This is a genomic window from Paenibacillus plantarum (genome assembly GCF_013141695.1).
Classification (GTDB): domain Bacteria; phylum Bacillota; class Bacilli; order Paenibacillales; family NBRC-103111; genus Paenibacillus_E; species Paenibacillus_E plantarum.
This window is the reverse complement of the sequence record NZ_WHNY01000019.1, coordinates 24,587-42,081: the sequence shown is the minus strand read 5'-3', so window position 1 is coordinate 42,081 and position 17,495 is coordinate 24,587. Positions and strand designations below refer to the sequence as shown.

Sequence of the window (17,495 nt, the reverse complement as noted above, 5' to 3'; positions counted from 1 at the left end):
TTGGATAGGAAGTGAACCTGATGGTCTCCAAATCGTATCGCAGGGAAAATCGAATTTCCCCACTGGCTGAGACGATACTTAATGTCATTTTCATCTTATTATCGCTTGCCTGCCTACTACCTGTCATTCTCGTCATCATTGTATCCGTCACACATAGTGATTCTTTGATCAATGAAGGATACAGCTTTTTCCCTTCGAAATGGTCGTTGATTGCTTATCAGACTGTATTCAAAGATTTTACGACGATGGCAAATGCTTACAAAGTTTCTATTGGGATTACCGTCGTAGGCACCCTATTAAGTGTCTTACTGATGGCTTTATACGCGTATCCCTTATCTCGCAAGGATTATCCATATCGTAACGTGTTTACTTTCTTTCTCTTCTTCACGATGTTATTTAATGGTGGAATAGTGAGTCGTTATATGATTTACACCCAGACGCTTCATCTGAAAGACTCTTATATGGCCTTGATTCTACCGCTCTTAATCGTTCCGTTCAATGTGATTATTATGCGCACATTTTTCCAGTCAACGATCCATCCCGCATTGATCGAATCTGCCCGAATTGATGGAGCAGGTGAGCTGCGTATCTTCTTACGCATTGTACTTCCCTTATCGTTGCCAGTGCTCGCGACGATGGCCTTATTCTCAACGATTAATTATTGGAACGATTGGTTCAATGCCTTGCTCTTCATCAATAAGGAGCATATGTATCCCATACAGTTCCTCATGTTGCGTGTGCTGAAGGATGTTCAGTATATCCGCGAGAATCTGACGATAGCCGCTCAGAATCCAGAGTTGCTTAAGAATTTGCCCAATGAGTCACTGCAAATGGCCTTAGCTTTTATTGCTATGGGACCCATATTGATTGTCTACCCATTCTTTCAAAAATATTTCGTCAAAGGCTTAACCGTCGGTGCAGTCAAAGGTTGATCACAGTAACACCGGCTGCGGATTGCTACTCGCTTTCATCAGCCGTTTCTTATAATATTCATTACAGGAGGGTCCACAATGAAACGTAGAAAATCAGTTATGCTAGCTCCGATGGCGCTAGCGCTAGGATTAACCGCAGTACTGCCAGCGTGTTCCAGTGATAACAAAGTAAGTACATCTGCAAGCCCAGCAGCGACTGCTGCTAGTGCAGCAGCTCCAGTTAGTCCGAAAGCAACATTGGAGCCTTATGATGTTTCTCTCCTTTATCAAGCCAAACCGATGAAGGACGATGCGCTCGTACAGGAAGAACTGAATAAATATTTGAAAGAAAAAATTAATACGACAGTTTCCCTGCAGCCAATTGCTTCAGCAGACTATAAGAAGAAAACAGAGTTGATGATGAATACGGGTGAGAAAATGGATCTCGTATTCACAGCTTCATGGCTGGATTTCTCAGCGAATGTGACGAAGGGTGCCTTCTTGGATCTCGATACGCTGCTCGATAAATTTGCACCAGAAACCAAAAAAATGCTTCACCCGCTATATTTAGAAGCACCACGCTATAAAGGTAAGTTGTATGCGATTCCAACGGATAAAGAAATTACACAGGGGAAAGCCTGGACATTCCGTAAGGATATCATTGATAAGTATCAAATTCCGATCGATAAGATCAATAAGGTAGAAGACTTGGAGCCGTATTTCGAAAAAATTAAAAAAGATAATCCGGACATTATCAATAACTATGTCGCTGGCGGGACTGCTAATGGTTCGAGCTTCATGATGTATGAATCCAAATCGAATTATCGACCGATCGGACCAACTCCTGCCAAAATGCCGACGTTCTTCTTGGATTACAAGTCAACGGATATGAAAGTCAAAACTGTGCTGGATCAAGATATTGTTGATTTGAATAAAGCCGATGCAGAAACGTACCGAAAATATTATGAAAAAGGGTACACCAATGCGGATGCAGCTACGGTAACGACAAATATTGGGGAGATCCGTAAGCAAGGTAAGATTTGGGTGCAATCCACGGTATGGAAACCTGGTTCAGATATCGAGTTAAAGATTGCCGACAACGGCGCGTATGACTGGGTTTCCCGCGTTATTGAGGAGCCAATCGTAACGACGGATTTGGCAACAGGTTCCATGTTGTCGATTTCCAGAACATCAAAAAACCCAGAGAGAGCGATGATGGTTCTTAACTACCTTCATACGGATCCTTACGTAATCAACCTTCTTGTTAATGGTATTGAAGGCAAACACTATAAAAAAGTGGGTCCAAACCGCATTGAGCCAATCAAAGATTCTGGCTATGACAGCCAAGTATTCTGGGTACTGGGTAACCAATTCTTGAACTACATGAAACCAGGTCAACCAGATGATCTGTACGATAGCTGGAAAAAATTCAACAATGATGCGAAGCGCTTCCCATTGATTGGGTTTGTATTTGATGACACAAATGTGAAAAACGAGATTGCGCAATTAACGACGATTGTTAATGAGTACAAAGTTATTGCTACAGGGGCAGTTCCGAATCCTTCGAAATTGATAGATGAGCGTAACACGAAGCTGAAAGCAGCAGGACTTGAAAAAGTGAGTGGAGAGCTTCAGAAGCAAATCGATGCATGGTGGAAAGAGAACAAAAAATAGGAAGAGCTAGAGGTGATTAACGTTGAAACCCCAGAACCTCATATACACCTTCGTCAGCTATGCTTCCCACTACGATACGCCTTGGGGACATGGAACCGCAGTCGAAGGTGTGGAGCGAACAGCAAGATTAGCCCATGCACATGGGATACCCGTGACATGGATCGTCAACCGAGGCTCAATACCCGTACTGGGTGAGCAAATTCGGCAGTGGCATGAGGCTTATGGCGACGATATCATTCTGCAATGCCCTTTCTTTATGGAAGATATGGGGATGTCGAAGGATGCATTGAAAGCGCGTCTGGAAGCCGATTGGAATCTTGTGAAGGAAGCCTTTCCTTGGGCAACAACGAAGATTGCAGGCAGAGGAAAGATTTACAATGAAGTGATTGAAGTGCTCGAGGAGCTGGACTTTCAGGGCATGTGGGGCTATTGCTGGGAGCAAGTGTGGTGGGATGGTATAACACATAAAGGGATCCCTTGGGGATCCTGGTATGTGGATAGCCATCGCTATAAGATTCCACATGCAGGCAAAGGCAAAGTCGTGGCATGTGAATGGACAGCCCGGGATCTGCATTTGTCCTACCATACAGGAAGTCCTGTTATTTACTCGACGGACCCTAATGATGTGTTGCGTGCAGGTCTATGTACCGGGGAAGAAATCACGTATTGGCAAATGCTGTTTGATGAATATTTGGCCAATACGGATCACAATGAGCAGGTGTTCTTTCTGCAACAGCAAGAGGCACATGAAATGGAGTTCAGTGATCGCTTTCAAGTGTTTCCAGCTTCACATGTTGAGGCTTGCGAAGGGATGTTGGACCGATTCTTTGCCTATGTTGCGCAGTGTGGTGTAACACTTACCACTTTGCCGAAGGCGTTGGCGACGTATCATGAGCGTAATCAAATCACTGCCCCGTCTTATATGTTGACAAAAGATAAACCCATTCGTCCCGAAGTGAATGACTACACGATGACGCTTGGTGGTGTTGCTGCAGGGCCTTGGCCGGATACGTTCTTCTTCTATGACAATCAGTGTCAGATGGTATTCGTCAAAGGGGAATGCAAACCGCGGCTTGTCCGCAATTATGTCGGTCAGTGGGATATGCAAGACGAATTTGAGGAGAAGATTCCACCGTTATTTATAACGACGTACGAGAAGACGAGCGAACGCATCGAGCTCGTTTACGAGATTGGGAACTGGAAGCCGATCCCGTTCGGTCTAACGTATTGGGACGAAGAGCTAAGTGACTATGAAATTGAAAGTTGCTCAAGCGATGTGGAATTGAAAGTGATTAAAGATGAATTAGTGTTTCTGCGCTTTAATCTGACTGGAGAGAAACGAACGATTCGGTTAGTGCTCCGGAAAAAGATGTAGATAATGGTGGAACTGAAGGAGGGGCCTCGCGTTTGCGAGGTTCCTTTTTTTCCTGTCTGATGGAGCGTGAAATTAGCCGTATGTCATCATTGCTAGGCACGAATAGATGGATTTCCTACAGTTAATTCTGGGGTTTTTCTGCTCATTTGCAGATTAGATGGAAATTCTACAGTTAAAAAACCTCCTCTTCGTCGATATGGGCTTATGGGCGATAATTAGCTACATATTTTACATCTAAATCGAATTTTCGAGGAAATTGCTCAATATTAGCTGTACAATTTCCAGTTAATCTGTGTCGCAGCATGCATAAGGGGAGGGGGCAGGAACCGCAGCAGGAGCAGAGTGAGCGGTAGTAGTGGAAGTAGCAGTAGCAGTAGCCGAATCTGCCCAACGCCCAGAATTGATCACAAGATGTGGAGATTACATCATCGTTCGATCAGTCTAGATTTCGTATAATTGAAATGTAAGCGATTTCCAAAATATATAAGCACAGGAGGAATGGTTAATGTCCAGCACCACTCGTATGAAAGGAAGGTCAAGGAGATTTTGGTGCATTTGTTTAGGTTTGATCCTCGCGTTAAACACCCTGTTGATTTCACCAAGTACAACCTCAGCAGCTGTAACACCGCTGCCAGGACCGAACAATCCGCTGCTCTATGATGATTTTAATGGCGGTGGTCTCTACAAACAGAATTGGATGAACTGGTTCAACCAAGCAGGTGGAACGGGCACATATTCTAAGACAACTGTCGACTCGCGTCAAGTCGGATTATTCACCCAAACGCCAACGTCGAGCTCGTCCTGGGCGAAATTCCAGCCGATGAACGAGACGGTCGATTTGACGGGCTATCGCTATTTGAACGTTACCATGAAAAATCCGGGGTATGCGAATTCACTCATCCGAGTTGTAGTTGGAGATGGAACAACCAATTATAATTTGACCAATGGATGGGTTGCCATTCCGACAACGTGGACGACGAGTCAATTTGATTTGAACGCTTTGACACCAGCGCTGAACAAAAAAACAGCTAGGTTTGAAATTTGGCTCCGTCAATCTGGAGGAACGTATGGTGAGACACTGATTGATGATATTTTCGCATCTACGGACAACAGTGGCACGGCACCAACACTAACAGGCAGCATGACGGCTAACTCGGCAAGTGGTTATAATCAGAACACATCCTTTACGTTCAAAGCGACATATACGGATGTAGACAATGAGAAGCCCTTCGCTATGCAGCTTGTCGTGGACGATAGCCTTTACGATATGAGGGAAGAGGACAATGGAGATACCACCTACTCCAATGGCAAAAATTATTACTACATCACGAAGCTGCCTGTAGGCTCGCATACTTATTATTTCCGAACGACGGATTTGACGTCGAATCAAGTATCAACGGCAGTCCAGAATCAACCTGTCGTCACGAATACAGCTCAAGTTATCGACGTCACGGTCAGCCAAGCGGGGTATAACGCGGGTGCATTTAAAAATGCCAAAGTGACAGCTCAGCTTGCTCTAACGGATACGTCTTATGTCGTGAAGAATGGTGCAACCGTTGTTGCCACTGGAAATATGACGTACGATGGATTCTTTTGGAATAAACACGTATATTCAATCGACTTCTCATCCATCACAGCGAGTGGAACGAATTATACAGTGGTCAGCAATAGCATCTCATCTTTCCCATTCGCTATTCAACCGAACATTTGGACGAATTACAAGGATGAGATGACTGCATTTTATCGCATCTTGCGCGCGAGTGTGGCAACTTCCGATGCCTATCCTGCTGGTTATAGCTCAGTCGCACCATCGGCTAATATTTACCATGCAGCTGGTCATTTGGACGATGCGCAATCGGCTGACGGATTGACGCACTATGATTTGACGGGCAGCTGGTATGATGCAGGCGATTACGGCAAATATGGCGGCAACCAATGGGTAGGCAGCGAAATTGCTTTAGCCTATATTAGGCATGCCGACGCAGCCAGCTCCAAGTTCGATAATGATAGTAATGGTATTCCTGATCTTGTTGATGAAGCAGTATTTGGCAGTGAGTATTTGGTCAAATTTGCGAATCAACTGGGAGGAGAAATGTATGATCTTAAGAACAACGCAAGTTTCGTTCATCCGAGTAAAACGACGGATAACATTAACGGCACAGCGGACGATCGTAAGCTCTCCGGCTTAGGTGTTGGAGGTTCCGCCAAAGCAGCAGGAACGCTTGCGGCTACAGCAAGGGCTATCCGTACAGCAATCGCCAAAGGTGACATCGCTCCTGCGAAGGTCACGGCGCTCACAACCTTCGCAAACAATTGTGAAGCGGCTGCAGTTACATTTTATAATTATGTCGTTGCGAATCCGAACGGGCCAGTTGGTTCCTATTCAACGCGTGGCGGCATCCCGAATTCCAAGCTTCTAGCGGATGTACAGCTGTATCTGTTGACGAACAACACTGCTTACAAAGACGCTGCAACTGCAAATATCAACACACTCGTCTTTGCCGATTTGGCTTCAACGAATTATTGGGTTGAGGCCGATGTCTTTGGCGGAGTTCTATCCAGTCGCTGATACAGCAACGAAAACGCATATTCAACAGCTATTGAAACAACAGGTTGACTATTTCTTGTCCGCAACAGACGACACGCCGTACAGCGTACTGAACCAATTCAAGAATTTCGGCGTGAATGAGCCGCATGCTTCTTATCTTGGCGATATGATGCGTTACTACGAGTTATTCCAGGATCCTGCTGCGCTGCGCGCGGTTGAGAAGGGGATGTACTGGATTTTCGGGGAAAATCCTTGGAATATGAGCTGGGTATCCGGGATCGGTTCGGATTATGTCACCTACCCGCATACGCGATTCGATGAAGGCTCCAATTCCAAACAAGGTGCTGGCGTGGTGTTCCCAGGCGCGATGGTCAGTGGACCCAATATGAAGGATACGAAGGATAAAACAAGCGTCAGCCCATGGTATGAAGATCGTTCCCTTTATCAAGATGATACGAACCAATGGCGTTATAACGAGTTCAGCATCAGCATTCAAGCTGGCCTCTTGTACACGATAATGGGATTAAGCGCTAATTCATCAGCAAGCTCAACTGGTGGTGTGACACCGACGACACTTCCTATTACATCACCTACTATCGGTGATTATGTGCGTGGTAACGTAACCGTATTTAGCGGTTCCACAACTGGATTAAGTAATCTCGAATATTCGTCAACAGGTACTTCAGGTACATTCCTGCCGATGACCGTTTCAGGCGGCGTGTATGCAGCTACGGTTGATGAAAGTGCCTCTGTCGCTTATGCAAATAAACGAGTGGACATTCGCGGGACAGATGCAACAGGCAGACAAAGCTATAGCTCGACGCATTACACTGTGGCAGCACCTTTGCCAGATCCTTCTACACCACTGATCTATGATGATTTTGGTGGTGGCGGCATCTGGGGTTCAGTGGGTGGTAATGGCGAGTGGGTAAACTGGTATACGCAAAATGGCGGCACAGCAGCCTTTGTGAAGACAACGTTGGATGGATTAACGGTCGGTAAATTCTCGCAAACACCGACAGCCGTCAATTCGTATGCCAAATTCCAACCTTGGCACGACTTTGTTGATTTGTCTGGTTATCGTTATTTGAACTTCAAGGTTAAGAACCCGAGCTATGCCAATCTGAAAATGAAAATTGAGTTAAATGATGGCACACGCACGTATAACTTGACTGGCGGCTATATTGCAGTTCCGACCACATGGACGGATTTAGCCTATAATCTAGATGCGTTAACGCCTGCCGTGAACAAAAAGAAAGCGACATTATCCATCTGGTTGAACCAAACGAGTGTTGGCTATGGTGAGATGTTTATGGATGAGATCAAAGCTACGAACGTGGCGAGTGGAACGGCGCCGACACTGAGTGCAATTAGCGTAGATCATGCTACTGGTGATGCAGCAACAGACTTTACATTCAATACAACTTACACTGATGCGCAAAATGAGAAACCATTCTCCATGGAACTTATCCTAGATGGCATTGTTCACCAAATGGAAGCTGTTGATCCGGCGGATGTCACCTACAGCGATGGCAAGGCTTATAAATACACAACCAAATTGCCTGTAGGTAATCATTCCTATTATTTCCACACGACAGATACGACCTCGAACGCGATAAGCAGCGCCGTACAGTCGGGTCCAAGTGTAACGCAACAGTTGCTACTTAGCGATTTCAATAATGGTCTTGCAACAGGTTGGACACCTACGAGCGGAACCTGGTCGGTACAATCCTCGCAGTACAGCGGGCAAGCTGGAAGTTCAAACAGCTTCTCCATTGCGGGTGAGTCTTCTTGGACCGACTATACATTGGAAGCGAAAGTCAGTGTAACCAACAACACGAACGGCAATAAGGACGCGGGGCTTTTGGCTCGTTATACCGATGCCAACAATTACTACATGCTCTACTTGAAAAATAATGATCATGCCAGCAGTAGGAAAATGGAACTGATCAAATCGGTCGCTGGTGTCAAAACCGTACTTGGTTACTCGAGTGCGAGCATTGCTGCCGACACGTTCTACACGTACAAAATCGTTTTAAATGGCAGCACGATTTCGGTGTACAAAGATGGTGCACTCCAATTTAGTGCTGTGGATACAACTTTTACGAGCGGGAAGATCGGGGCACGCACGTATGCGAATACGAAGGCATACTTCGATGATGTTTTGGTAACGAGATAATAAAAAAGTAAAAACTTCCAGTTATCTAACTGGAAGTTTTTTTTGTAATTATAAGTTAAGATGGAAACCAAGCGATTTGTTTCTCGTAAGAGGAGTATCCCTCAGATTAAAACGTATCATTGAACTTATTCAGCAGCTCACCGAACCTTTGTTGATCTTCTTCAGTCCAATCATGGAGATGTTTCGTTAAATACTCTAAGCGAGCTTGCTTGTTCAATGCCAATTCTGCTATGCCGCTATCCGTGAGTTGCATGGAGTAGGCGCGGCCATCTTGCGGATCCGGGATGCGATAGAGGTAGCCTTTTTGCTCCAGAGCAGCTGTTTGTCTGCTGATTGTCGACATGTCGAGTTGGAACTCCTCTGCCAAGGCTTTCACGCCGGCAGATCCATGTGTCGAAATCTGATGGAGCAATAGATATGCAGCACGATCCAAATTGCCGACTTTTTTATTTGTAGTTGCAGCGATAAAACGGCGAATGAATATGCCTAATTCAACTTCAATGGTTTCAATGGGGTTTTTTGTCATTATAGTAGACCTCTTTGTTAGGTGTTTGCAATCTTTTATGGTTGTATCGTAACATACACCGCATTATTTGAATATCTTCCAAAGTAGGGGTGATCGACTGCCTCTTAAGGATTGACTTCATCCGACATAGTTGTATAATGCAAGTATATAGTGTCATCATACTTCTTGTTAGAATAGAAGGCAACTATAGACGGGAGAGGACACAATTTGAAAGCTAAGGAAATCATGGTAAGTCAGGTGTATAAAGTAAAAGAAGGGGATACAGTTCGGGCGGTTATTGAGAAGTTCCTCATGCACCGAATTAGCGGACTTCCTGTTGTCAATGATCGGAATGAAGTTGTGGCCTACATTAGTGATGGGGATATTATGCGATATATCGGCAAGCATGATGATTATATATTTGGTTCGTATCTCTACACGGCTGTGATCAAAGGCGATAATGATGAATTTCAAGATCGCGTGCGCAACTTGCTTCCTTTGAATGTGATGAAAATAGCACAGAAGAAGGTGATTGCTGTAGATGCAGAAGAAGATATTGAGCAAATCGCAGCGATTTTGGGGAAAAAACGAATAAAAAAGCTACCCGTTCTGAGAAGAGGCGTGTTGGTAGGCATTATTAGCAGGGGAGATGTGATTCGGCATTCCTTCCAGTCCATTTTATGATATGTAAATGAAAGGAGCTATCTGTATGTTGGAGCGGCTCAGGCATAGATTATTTTTATTTCCATTATTTATTGTGATTAAAATTTATGTAGCTTGGATGATTTTATTTGAAACAGGACCATCGGCAAGGATTCTTTTGACAGAAATACCGGCGATCTTAATTACGTATTGTGTGGTTGAATATGTTGTCAAAAAGCATAAACTCGCTTGGTATCTCGCAATTGACCTCATAATAACCATTTTGTTTTTTGCGCTTGTTATTTATTATAAGCATTTCGGAGTTATCGCTACGTATCACGTTTTAACCCAAGCCAAGCAAGTCGGTGCGGTCAAAAAGAGTATATTCTCTGTGATTGAGCCCCAGTATTTGCTGTTCTTCTTGGATATCGTGATTGTTGCTTTCTTTGCATTTTTCAAGCCGAAAACGAGAGAATGGAAGCCTCTCAGCATGAAAATCGTAGCTAGTGTCGCTTGCTTCTCCTTATTACTTTGTGCACTTAGTGTGATTCCTAACCGCAGTTCTTTTAATGAGAATGTGAAGGCATCCAAAATGGGCATATTAAACTATGAAATGTATAACTTGCTTTCACAGAAGAAAGAAGAGATCATTAGCCCAGATCAAATTACACAGTCTGCGATCGACGATTTGAAGAATAAGGTTGCAGTCGTGGAACCAACGTTACATGGCGCAGCGAGTGGTAAGAATTTGATCATCATTCAAATGGAGTCCTTCCAGAATTTCCTCATCGGCTTGAACATTGATGGGACTGAAATTACCCCCAACCTGAATCGGTTGGCTGGATCCAGCTACTATTTCCCGAAATTTTATCAGCAAATTGGTCAAGGGAATACGTCGGATGCCGAGTTTATCGTGAACACGTCGTATTATGTACCACCGGATGGCGCGGCTACACAAGTCTACGGGAAGAAAGATTTACCCAGCCTTCCAAAGCTTCTCCAGAAACAAGGCTACACGACAATGAATTTCCATACGAATGAAGTTGGCTTCTGGAATCGGGATGATTTATATCAAGCCATCGGCTATGATCGCTATTATGACAAGCAGTTCTTCAAAGATGAAGATGCCTTCTTCTATGGCTCGTCCGATGAAGTGTTGTACCGGAAAACAGCGGAAGAATTAGCATCGTATCAAAATCAAGGCACACCTTTTTACGCGCATATAATCTCAATGAGCTCTCATAACCCTTTTACCATACCAGAAGAAAAATATAAAATGACCTTGCCTGAGCGTTACGAAGGCACCTTCGTTGGTGACTACATTCGCGCAGAAAATTATGCAGACTATGCACTTGGATTGTTTATCGAGGATTTGAAGAAACGGGGGATTTGGGAGAACAGTGTTGTTGTGATCTACGGTGATCACCGCGGTCTTCCCTTATTTTCTCTAAAAGCGGATGATAAACATTTGATGACGGAAATATTAGGTCATGACTACAGCGAAAAAGAACTCATCAATATTCCACTTATTATTGCATCGGAAGGCGTGACCACACCGAAAGTGCAAAGTCAGCTGGGTGGTCAAATTGACATTCTACCTACGGTAGCCAACCTTCTAGGCGTGCCATTGACAAACTATATACACTTTGGTCAAGATTTACTTAACCAAACGGCCTATAACTTATTGCCACAACGTTATTACTTGCCAACAGGCTCATTTGTAAATAAGGAAGAACTTTTCATGTCAGGCAAAGGTTTCGAGGATGGCAATTATTATACGCTTGCCGGCAATGCCAACGACCATCAATCAGCAACCGAAGATGAATTTAATCATGCGCTAAAGCTTTTGCAATTATCCGATAGTTATGTATCCCAACTCCCCGATCGTGTGGAGCCCGATTAACCTAAACCGCCTTGCGAATCTCGCAAGGCTTTTTTTATGCGCGCGAATGGCGGCCCTGTGGATTAAGTTAAGGTGATGGCATCATCTTATCTTGGGCTTTTTACTGTTCTTGCTTGGAATAAAGTGATGACATAACGTTAAAGTGTTAAATTCCGTGAGTTATTAGCGTTATCGCGTAACGTTATTTGTAGCTGGGGAGCCAGTTGGAGCCGATTAGCGTTATACTATAACGTTATATGATGCCGCTGCACGGCCATATTGTCTAAACGGTAGGTGCGAATGCGACTAGAGCCTGATGCAGGAAGCAGCAGCTTGGATTGGACTAACTCGTGAAGTAATTTCCTTGCATGCTGATCTTTGATGTCAAGCAGCTGACATACTTCTAGAGGCATGAAAGGTCTGTGTATTTGTATAGCGAATCGAAGAATTTCCCGCTGCTTTAATGAAAGTTTCAGATCTGTAGTGTTCATTGTGTGCATGACCTTCGTTTAATCGACGGAGAGCTTCGCCAGTAAGATTTTTCCTCTGTTTTTCCAACCATGATTCGTATATTTCCAAGAACATTCCCCCTCAGATAAGACAAAAAACACCGCGCCTTCCCCGAGCAGGGAGGGAGCGGTGTGCTTCACGCGCGTCTATAAGTCATATCTACTATAGAAGAAAAGCAGCATTTTGTCACTACATTTGAATAAATACGTCGCTAGGTCACTCTATGAAAATCGTGTAGGCACTCATTCCTTTGAATTTATAAGGCGTGAACCCCACATGCTTCTTAAACAGTTGGCAAAAGTAGGAAAAGTTCCCCAATCCAACAGCCTCGCCAATATCTTGCACGGACATATCTGTTGTTCGCAGAAGCCAACAGGCTTGTCTGATCCGACGTGCGGTCAAATATTCGGTAATGGTGCTGCCAATGGATTGATGAAAGGTCGCAGAAACGTGATTGGGCGTCAGGTGAACAGACGCGGCGAGCTCATCTAGCTTGAAGGGCTCCATGTAATGCGCTTCAATCCAAGCGAGCATTCGCTCGGCTGTTGATGAGCTTCTACCCGAAAGATGAGGCACAGTATCTGATCGTTTCTCAGAATCCGAACGGAGCTGGTGCAAGAAAGCCGTGAGGAAGAGTGTCTGCTCTTCCAGCAGTCGCTCAGGTCCTCGTTCCTTGGCCGCATCCAGTCGAGGCATATAGCTGCGCAATAAGACTTCAAGCTCCGGAAGACTTTCACTCCGGAATGCCTGCGGCATAAGCGGATCCTTCCATAGCTTCATGAGGAAATCGCGCAGCGTTGGAAAAGCAGAGAGCGTTGCCTCTAGGATAGCGGGCTCAAGGACGAAAAGCGAGCGGATGTAGTTGTCTTGCGGCAGATTGTGAATCCGAATGCGATGTAATTGAAAGGGTCTAAAGCAAAAAATAGAGCCCGGTTTCAACTCGACAATTTGTTGTTCTATTACGACGATACCGGTGCCTTCATGCACGACAAGCAGCTCCATACCCTGATGAGCATGAAATACTTCTTCGAAGGCGTGTGTTCGATCTTTGAAAAACGATAATTGCACCGGATGCACGTTTAAGTTCATGTAATTCATCAGCTTCATAAGAGATCACCTCATCGTATTCTAACAACATTTTATCATAAGAGGCATAAACTTTTATGTTCTTTTTTTTGATACGATGGAGTTAAGTGAATGCGCAACTAGGAGGAGACATGTAAGATGTTGAAACAGCGTTTAAATGAGCAATGGGAGCACTATCGCGGATCCTTAGGCGGAGTTTGGGAAGTATGGCGTTCAGACAAGCTGCAAAATCATTATAATGTGCCATGGGAATCGGTTACGCTTCCACATACGTATAACGGATATGATGTGATGGATCCCGATCATAAATATTATCAAGGACAAGGCTGGTATCGCAACAAATTGGAGGTACATAACCCTTATCCGAAGGGGAGAACGCTGCTGCATTTTGAAGGGGCAGGGCAACGCACGGATGTGTATGTCTATACCGAAAAGGTGGATTCCCACCTGGGCGGATACGACGAATTCACAGTGGATATTTCGGAAGCGATGACGCGTTCGAAGGAGATTGAGCGATATGCGGGGCATGTGCCGATCGCGATTGCTTGTGATAACAGCCGAGAATTGGAGACGATTCCGTCTGATGCGAGTGATTTCAATCTGTATGGCGGTGTATATCGCTATGTGAATCTTGTCTATGTGCCGCAGATTTCTTTGGCTCAGGTGCATGTGGAGACTGTTCTGGAAGATTTGTCTGCACAATCCGCTCGAAGCGGGAAAGTAAAAGTACGAGCTAAGTTGTACAATCCTGACCAACTCGCGGAGAACATCAAGCTCACGATTGTGCTGAAGCAACAAGATGGAACCATTGTCGGCCAAACGGAGATTTCTTTGCCGGCATGGCAGGATGAGAAGGAGATTGCGGCCTTTGAGGTGCAGAACCCACATCTATGGTCCGTCACAGATCCTTATTTATTCGACTGCTCCGTTGCCCTCGTCTGTTCGGATGGCGAAACGATAAGTCAAGAACGGTTCGGCTTTCGAACGTTTGAATTTGTGAAGCAAGGTCCGTTTAAGCTGAACGGCGAGCGTCTCTTGCTGCGCGGTACGCATCGGCATGAGGATCATGCAGCAGTAGGGGCTGCGATGACAGAGGAAATGCTGCGTGAAGAAATGCAGCTTATTAAAGGCATGGGCGCGAATTTCATCCGCCTAGGACATTATCAGCAGTCTCGCATCGTGCTGGACCTATGTGATGAGCTAGGCATTCTCGTCTGGGAGGAGATTCCTTGGTGCCGCGGTGGATTAGGTGGTCCGGAGTATCGTCAACAATGTATCGATATGCTAACGGCGATGATTGAACAGCATTACAACCACCCTTCCGTCATTTTATGGGGATTAGGTAATGAGAACGATTGGGAGTGCGATTTCGATCATTTTGATCAGCAAGAAATTCGTACGTTCATGAAAAAGTTGCACGATCTGTCGCATGAGTTGGATCCAAGCCGATTAACTGCGATCCGTCGATGTGAATTTTGCAAGGACATTATCGATGTGTATTCGCCTTCCATTTGGGCAGGCTGGTATCGTGGCGTGTATACCGACTATGAATCAAGTTGTCAGACGGCTTTTGAGAATGTGGATTCGTTCTTCCATATGGAGTGGGGAGCGGACAATTTGCCAACTCGGCATGTGGAGAAACCGTTCACGGGCTTTGCTTTTATGGAAAAAACAGACGGCGTCACGGATGAGCGTGATGGGGATTACTTATTAACGGGGGGCGAGCCTCGCGTATCACGAGATGGCGATTGGTCGGAAACGTATTTCTGCGAAATGATCGATTGGTACTTGAAATCGCAGGAGAAGATGGATTGGCTGACGGGTGCGGCGCAGTGGTCTTTCAAGGATTTTGCGACACCGGTGCGGCCGGATTCACCGATTCCGTATTTGAATATGAAGGGTATCGTCGAACGTGATCTCACGCCGAAAGAAGCCTTCTATGTGTTCCAATCCTACTGGTCAGACAAGCCGATGGTTCGTATTTATGGTCATACGATGCCAATTCGCTGGGGCGCGGAGGGTGAACGAAAGCTGATCAAAGTGTACTCGAACGCCGAACAAGTTGAGCTTTTTCTGAATGGAGAGAGTTTGGGTGTGAAGCAGCGCGATTCGCAAGATTTTCCATGCGCGGGTCTTCGGTGGGAAGTGGTGTTGACCGCGGGTGAGTATCATGTGCGTGCGGAAGCAATCTGCAACGGCGAGATTGTAAGCGACGAGCTGCAATTCACGTATCAATCGGATGCGTGGGGTGAGCCGTCAGAGATTCAAGTAAAGACGGAAACTTTAGACGATGGACGCGTTTACGTAGAAGTCGGTGCGTATGATGCAAATGGAATCTTTTGTCCCGATGCAGCTAGGTTTGTCCGTTTTGGGATTGCTGGGGATGGGAAGCTACTCGATAATCTCGGCACGATTCGTGGATCGAGACAGGTTCAGCTAGCTAGTGGTCGTGCAGGAATATATGTAGATCCGACAGGTGGCTTGCCGGCTGGCATGACGGTTACGGATTTCGTAAGTGCAGGTGGCCCAGCATCATCACTGGCTTCCATTGGGACTAGAGATGTTCAGCGGAAATACACATCCGTTGTTAGTGCTGCATGTGAAGGTATGTCTACGGTAACAGCAGTCATAGAAGTTGTGAAGTAACCATTTTGAGGAGGCGTATACAATGAGTGAACTTATGAATGCAGCAAAATGGCATAACGCACAGAAACTAGAAGATATTTTGCCGGAAGTATGGAAAGAGCTTCAAGTGAAGGTTGATCGGATGATCGAGCAAATTGGGGAGAAATCTCCGCATGTTGCCAAAGAAGACGGCGTTTATGATGATATGCGGATCGATTGGTGGACGTCAGGTTTCTGGCCGGGCATTCTTTGGATTATGCATGAAATGACTGGACAAGAGCACTACAAGGAAGCAGCCTGGGATTGGGATGGTAAGTTTGAGCAAAAAAGTATTCAAGATCATAATTTTCATCATGACGTCGGTTTTCAATATTTGCCTACAGCGGTCATTAAACATAAGCTGACAGGTGATAAAGATGGTTTGCGTCGTGGCCTACAAGCAGCCAATTTCCTGGCAGGCCGATTCAACATCGCAGGTAACTTCCTTCGCGCGTGGAACCAAGACAAGTTAGGTTGGTCGATCATCGATTCTACGATGAATCTGTCCATTTTATTCTGGGCAGCCGAGACGACAGGAGACCCGCGCTTTGAACATATCGGAAGAGCACAAGCCGATACGGTTGTTCAGAAGTTCATCCGGGAAGATGGCTCCGTGAACCATATCTTGAGCTTTGATCCGAAGACAGGCGAGCTGATTGAATCGCTTGGTGGTCAAGGCGCCGGCCCGCATTCGGCTTGGAGCCGAGGCGCAGCGTGGGCCTTGCACGGATTGGCCAATGTGTATCGCTTCACAGGAGACACCAAGTACTTAAAAGCAGCTCAGCGCGTGGCGAACTACTTCTTGGCGTGCCTACCCGAAGATCACGTGGCACACTGGGATTTCCGTGCGGATGCGTCGCTGGATAACGAGCCAAGAGATACATCTGCCGCTTCCTGTGCAGCTTCCGGGTTGATTGAGTTAGCGACTTTCCTGCCGCCAAACGAAGGTGCGATGTATCTCCGTGCAGCAGAAGAAATGCTGCTGTCACTTACAGTGAATTACGGTACGTGGGATAAGCCCGAACACCAAGCTATTCTACTCGAGGGAACAGGGAATAAACCTGCTGATTCGAATGTGAATGTTTCGCTCATCTATGGCGATTACTATTACGTTGAAGCGCTTGCTAAGCTGGTCGGTTGGAAGCAGCGGATATTTTAATGAAAAATGAGCTAAGCGGCATGTTGCGCTTAGCTCATTTTTTGCGAAAAGGGCCGAAGTCCCGTGCCCTAGCATGCAATAGTGATGAAAAACATCACTAAAGGCATGAAAAGGGACCAGGCAACCTACCTGACCACACTGTAACGATGAAAAACACGCTTACAGCAGCGGAAAGTGCCAGAAACCCCCACCTCACCACGCTGTAACGATGAAAAACACGCTTACAGCAGCGGAAAGTGCCAGAAACCCCCACCTCACCACGCTGTAACGACGAAAAACACGCTTACAGCATCGAAAGTGCCAGAAACCCCCACCTCACGACGCTGTAACGATGAAAAACACGCTTACAGCAGCGAAAGT

General features: G+C 45.6%; 12 protein-coding genes. 9 read left to right on the top strand and 3 right to left on the bottom strand.

Annotated features, from left to right (window positions below; all coding sequences use genetic code 11):
• Nucleotides 1–20 precede the first annotated feature (20 nt).
• From GC096_RS06245 to GC096_RS39040, 5 genes are all read left to right on the top strand, one after another.
• Nucleotides 21–932: a carbohydrate ABC transporter permease gene (locus tag GC096_RS06245; RefSeq protein WP_171629395.1), complete on the top strand. Its 912-nt coding sequence runs from the start codon at nucleotides 21–23 to the stop codon at nucleotides 930–932.
• A gap of 78 nt (nucleotides 933–1,010) precedes the next feature.
• The gene (locus tag GC096_RS06240) at nucleotides 1,011–2,585 is read left to right on the top strand and encodes an ABC transporter substrate-binding protein (RefSeq protein ID WP_171629394.1); all 1,575 of its coding nucleotides are present in this window, start codon (nucleotides 1,011–1,013) and stop codon (nucleotides 2,583–2,585) included.
• Between the two features lie 22 nt (nucleotides 2,586–2,607).
• On the top strand, nucleotides 2,608–3,960 hold the full coding sequence (locus GC096_RS06235; protein ID WP_171629393.1) for a hypothetical protein: 1,353 nt from the start codon (nucleotides 2,608–2,610) through the stop codon (nucleotides 3,958–3,960).
• A gap of 505 nt (nucleotides 3,961–4,465) precedes the next feature.
• Nucleotides 4,466–6,529 (top strand): glycoside hydrolase family 9 protein, encoded by a 2,064-nt coding sequence (locus GC096_RS39045; RefSeq protein ID WP_171629392.1) that lies wholly within the window; start codon nucleotides 4,466–4,468, stop codon nucleotides 6,527–6,529.
• A complete protein-coding gene (locus GC096_RS39040) occupies nucleotides 6,498–8,687 on the top strand; it encodes a glycoside hydrolase family 9 protein (RefSeq protein ID WP_171629391.1) in 2,190 nt (729 codons plus the stop codon). Before GC096_RS39045 ends, GC096_RS39040 begins: the two co-directional genes overlap by 32 nt.
• Nucleotides 8,688–8,793: 106 nt before the next feature.
• Here GC096_RS39040 and GC096_RS06220 read toward each other — a convergent pair whose 3' ends face one another.
• On the bottom strand, nucleotides 8,794–9,213 hold the full coding sequence (locus GC096_RS06220; RefSeq protein WP_171629390.1) for a MarR family winged helix-turn-helix transcriptional regulator: 420 nt from the start codon (nucleotides 9,211–9,213) through the stop codon (nucleotides 8,794–8,796).
• A gap of 207 nt (nucleotides 9,214–9,420) precedes the next feature.
• On the opposite strand from GC096_RS06220, the gene GC096_RS06215 reads away from it, so the two are divergent.
• Nucleotides 9,421–9,876 (top strand): CBS domain-containing protein, encoded by a 456-nt coding sequence (locus GC096_RS06215; protein WP_171629389.1) that lies wholly within the window; start codon nucleotides 9,421–9,423, stop codon nucleotides 9,874–9,876.
• Between the two features lie 25 nt (nucleotides 9,877–9,901).
• Nucleotides 9,902–11,737 (top strand): LTA synthase family protein, encoded by a 1,836-nt coding sequence (locus GC096_RS06210; RefSeq protein ID WP_246302607.1) that lies wholly within the window; start codon nucleotides 9,902–9,904, stop codon nucleotides 11,735–11,737.
• A gap of 224 nt (nucleotides 11,738–11,961) precedes the next feature.
• Here GC096_RS06210 and GC096_RS06205 read toward each other — a convergent pair whose 3' ends face one another.
• Together GC096_RS06205 and GC096_RS06200 are read right to left on the bottom strand one after the other, a co-directional pair.
• Entirely contained in the window at nucleotides 11,962–12,207 is a 246-nt protein-coding gene (locus tag GC096_RS06205) for a hypothetical protein (protein ID WP_171629387.1), read from the bottom strand.
• A gap of 235 nt (nucleotides 12,208–12,442) precedes the next feature.
• Nucleotides 12,443–13,333 (bottom strand): AraC family transcriptional regulator, encoded by an 891-nt coding sequence (locus GC096_RS06200; RefSeq protein ID WP_171629386.1) that lies wholly within the window; start codon nucleotides 13,331–13,333, stop codon nucleotides 12,443–12,445.
• Nucleotides 13,334–13,450: 117 nt separating this feature from the next.
• Here GC096_RS06200 and GC096_RS06195 point away from each other — a divergent pair, with 117 nt between their 5' ends.
• Both GC096_RS06195 and GC096_RS06190 read left to right on the top strand, forming a co-directional pair.
• A complete protein-coding gene (locus tag GC096_RS06195) occupies nucleotides 13,451–15,958 on the top strand; it encodes a glycoside hydrolase family 2 TIM barrel-domain containing protein (protein WP_171629385.1) in 2,508 nt (835 codons plus the stop codon).
• A 34-nt stretch (nucleotides 15,959–15,992) separates the two neighbouring features.
• Nucleotides 15,993–17,135 carry a glycoside hydrolase family 88 protein gene (locus GC096_RS06190; protein WP_171629428.1) on the top strand — a complete coding sequence of 381 codons (1,143 nt, stop codon included), beginning with the start codon at nucleotides 15,993–15,995 and terminating at the stop codon, nucleotides 17,133–17,135.
• The last annotated feature ends 360 nt before the right edge of the window (nucleotides 17,136–17,495 follow it).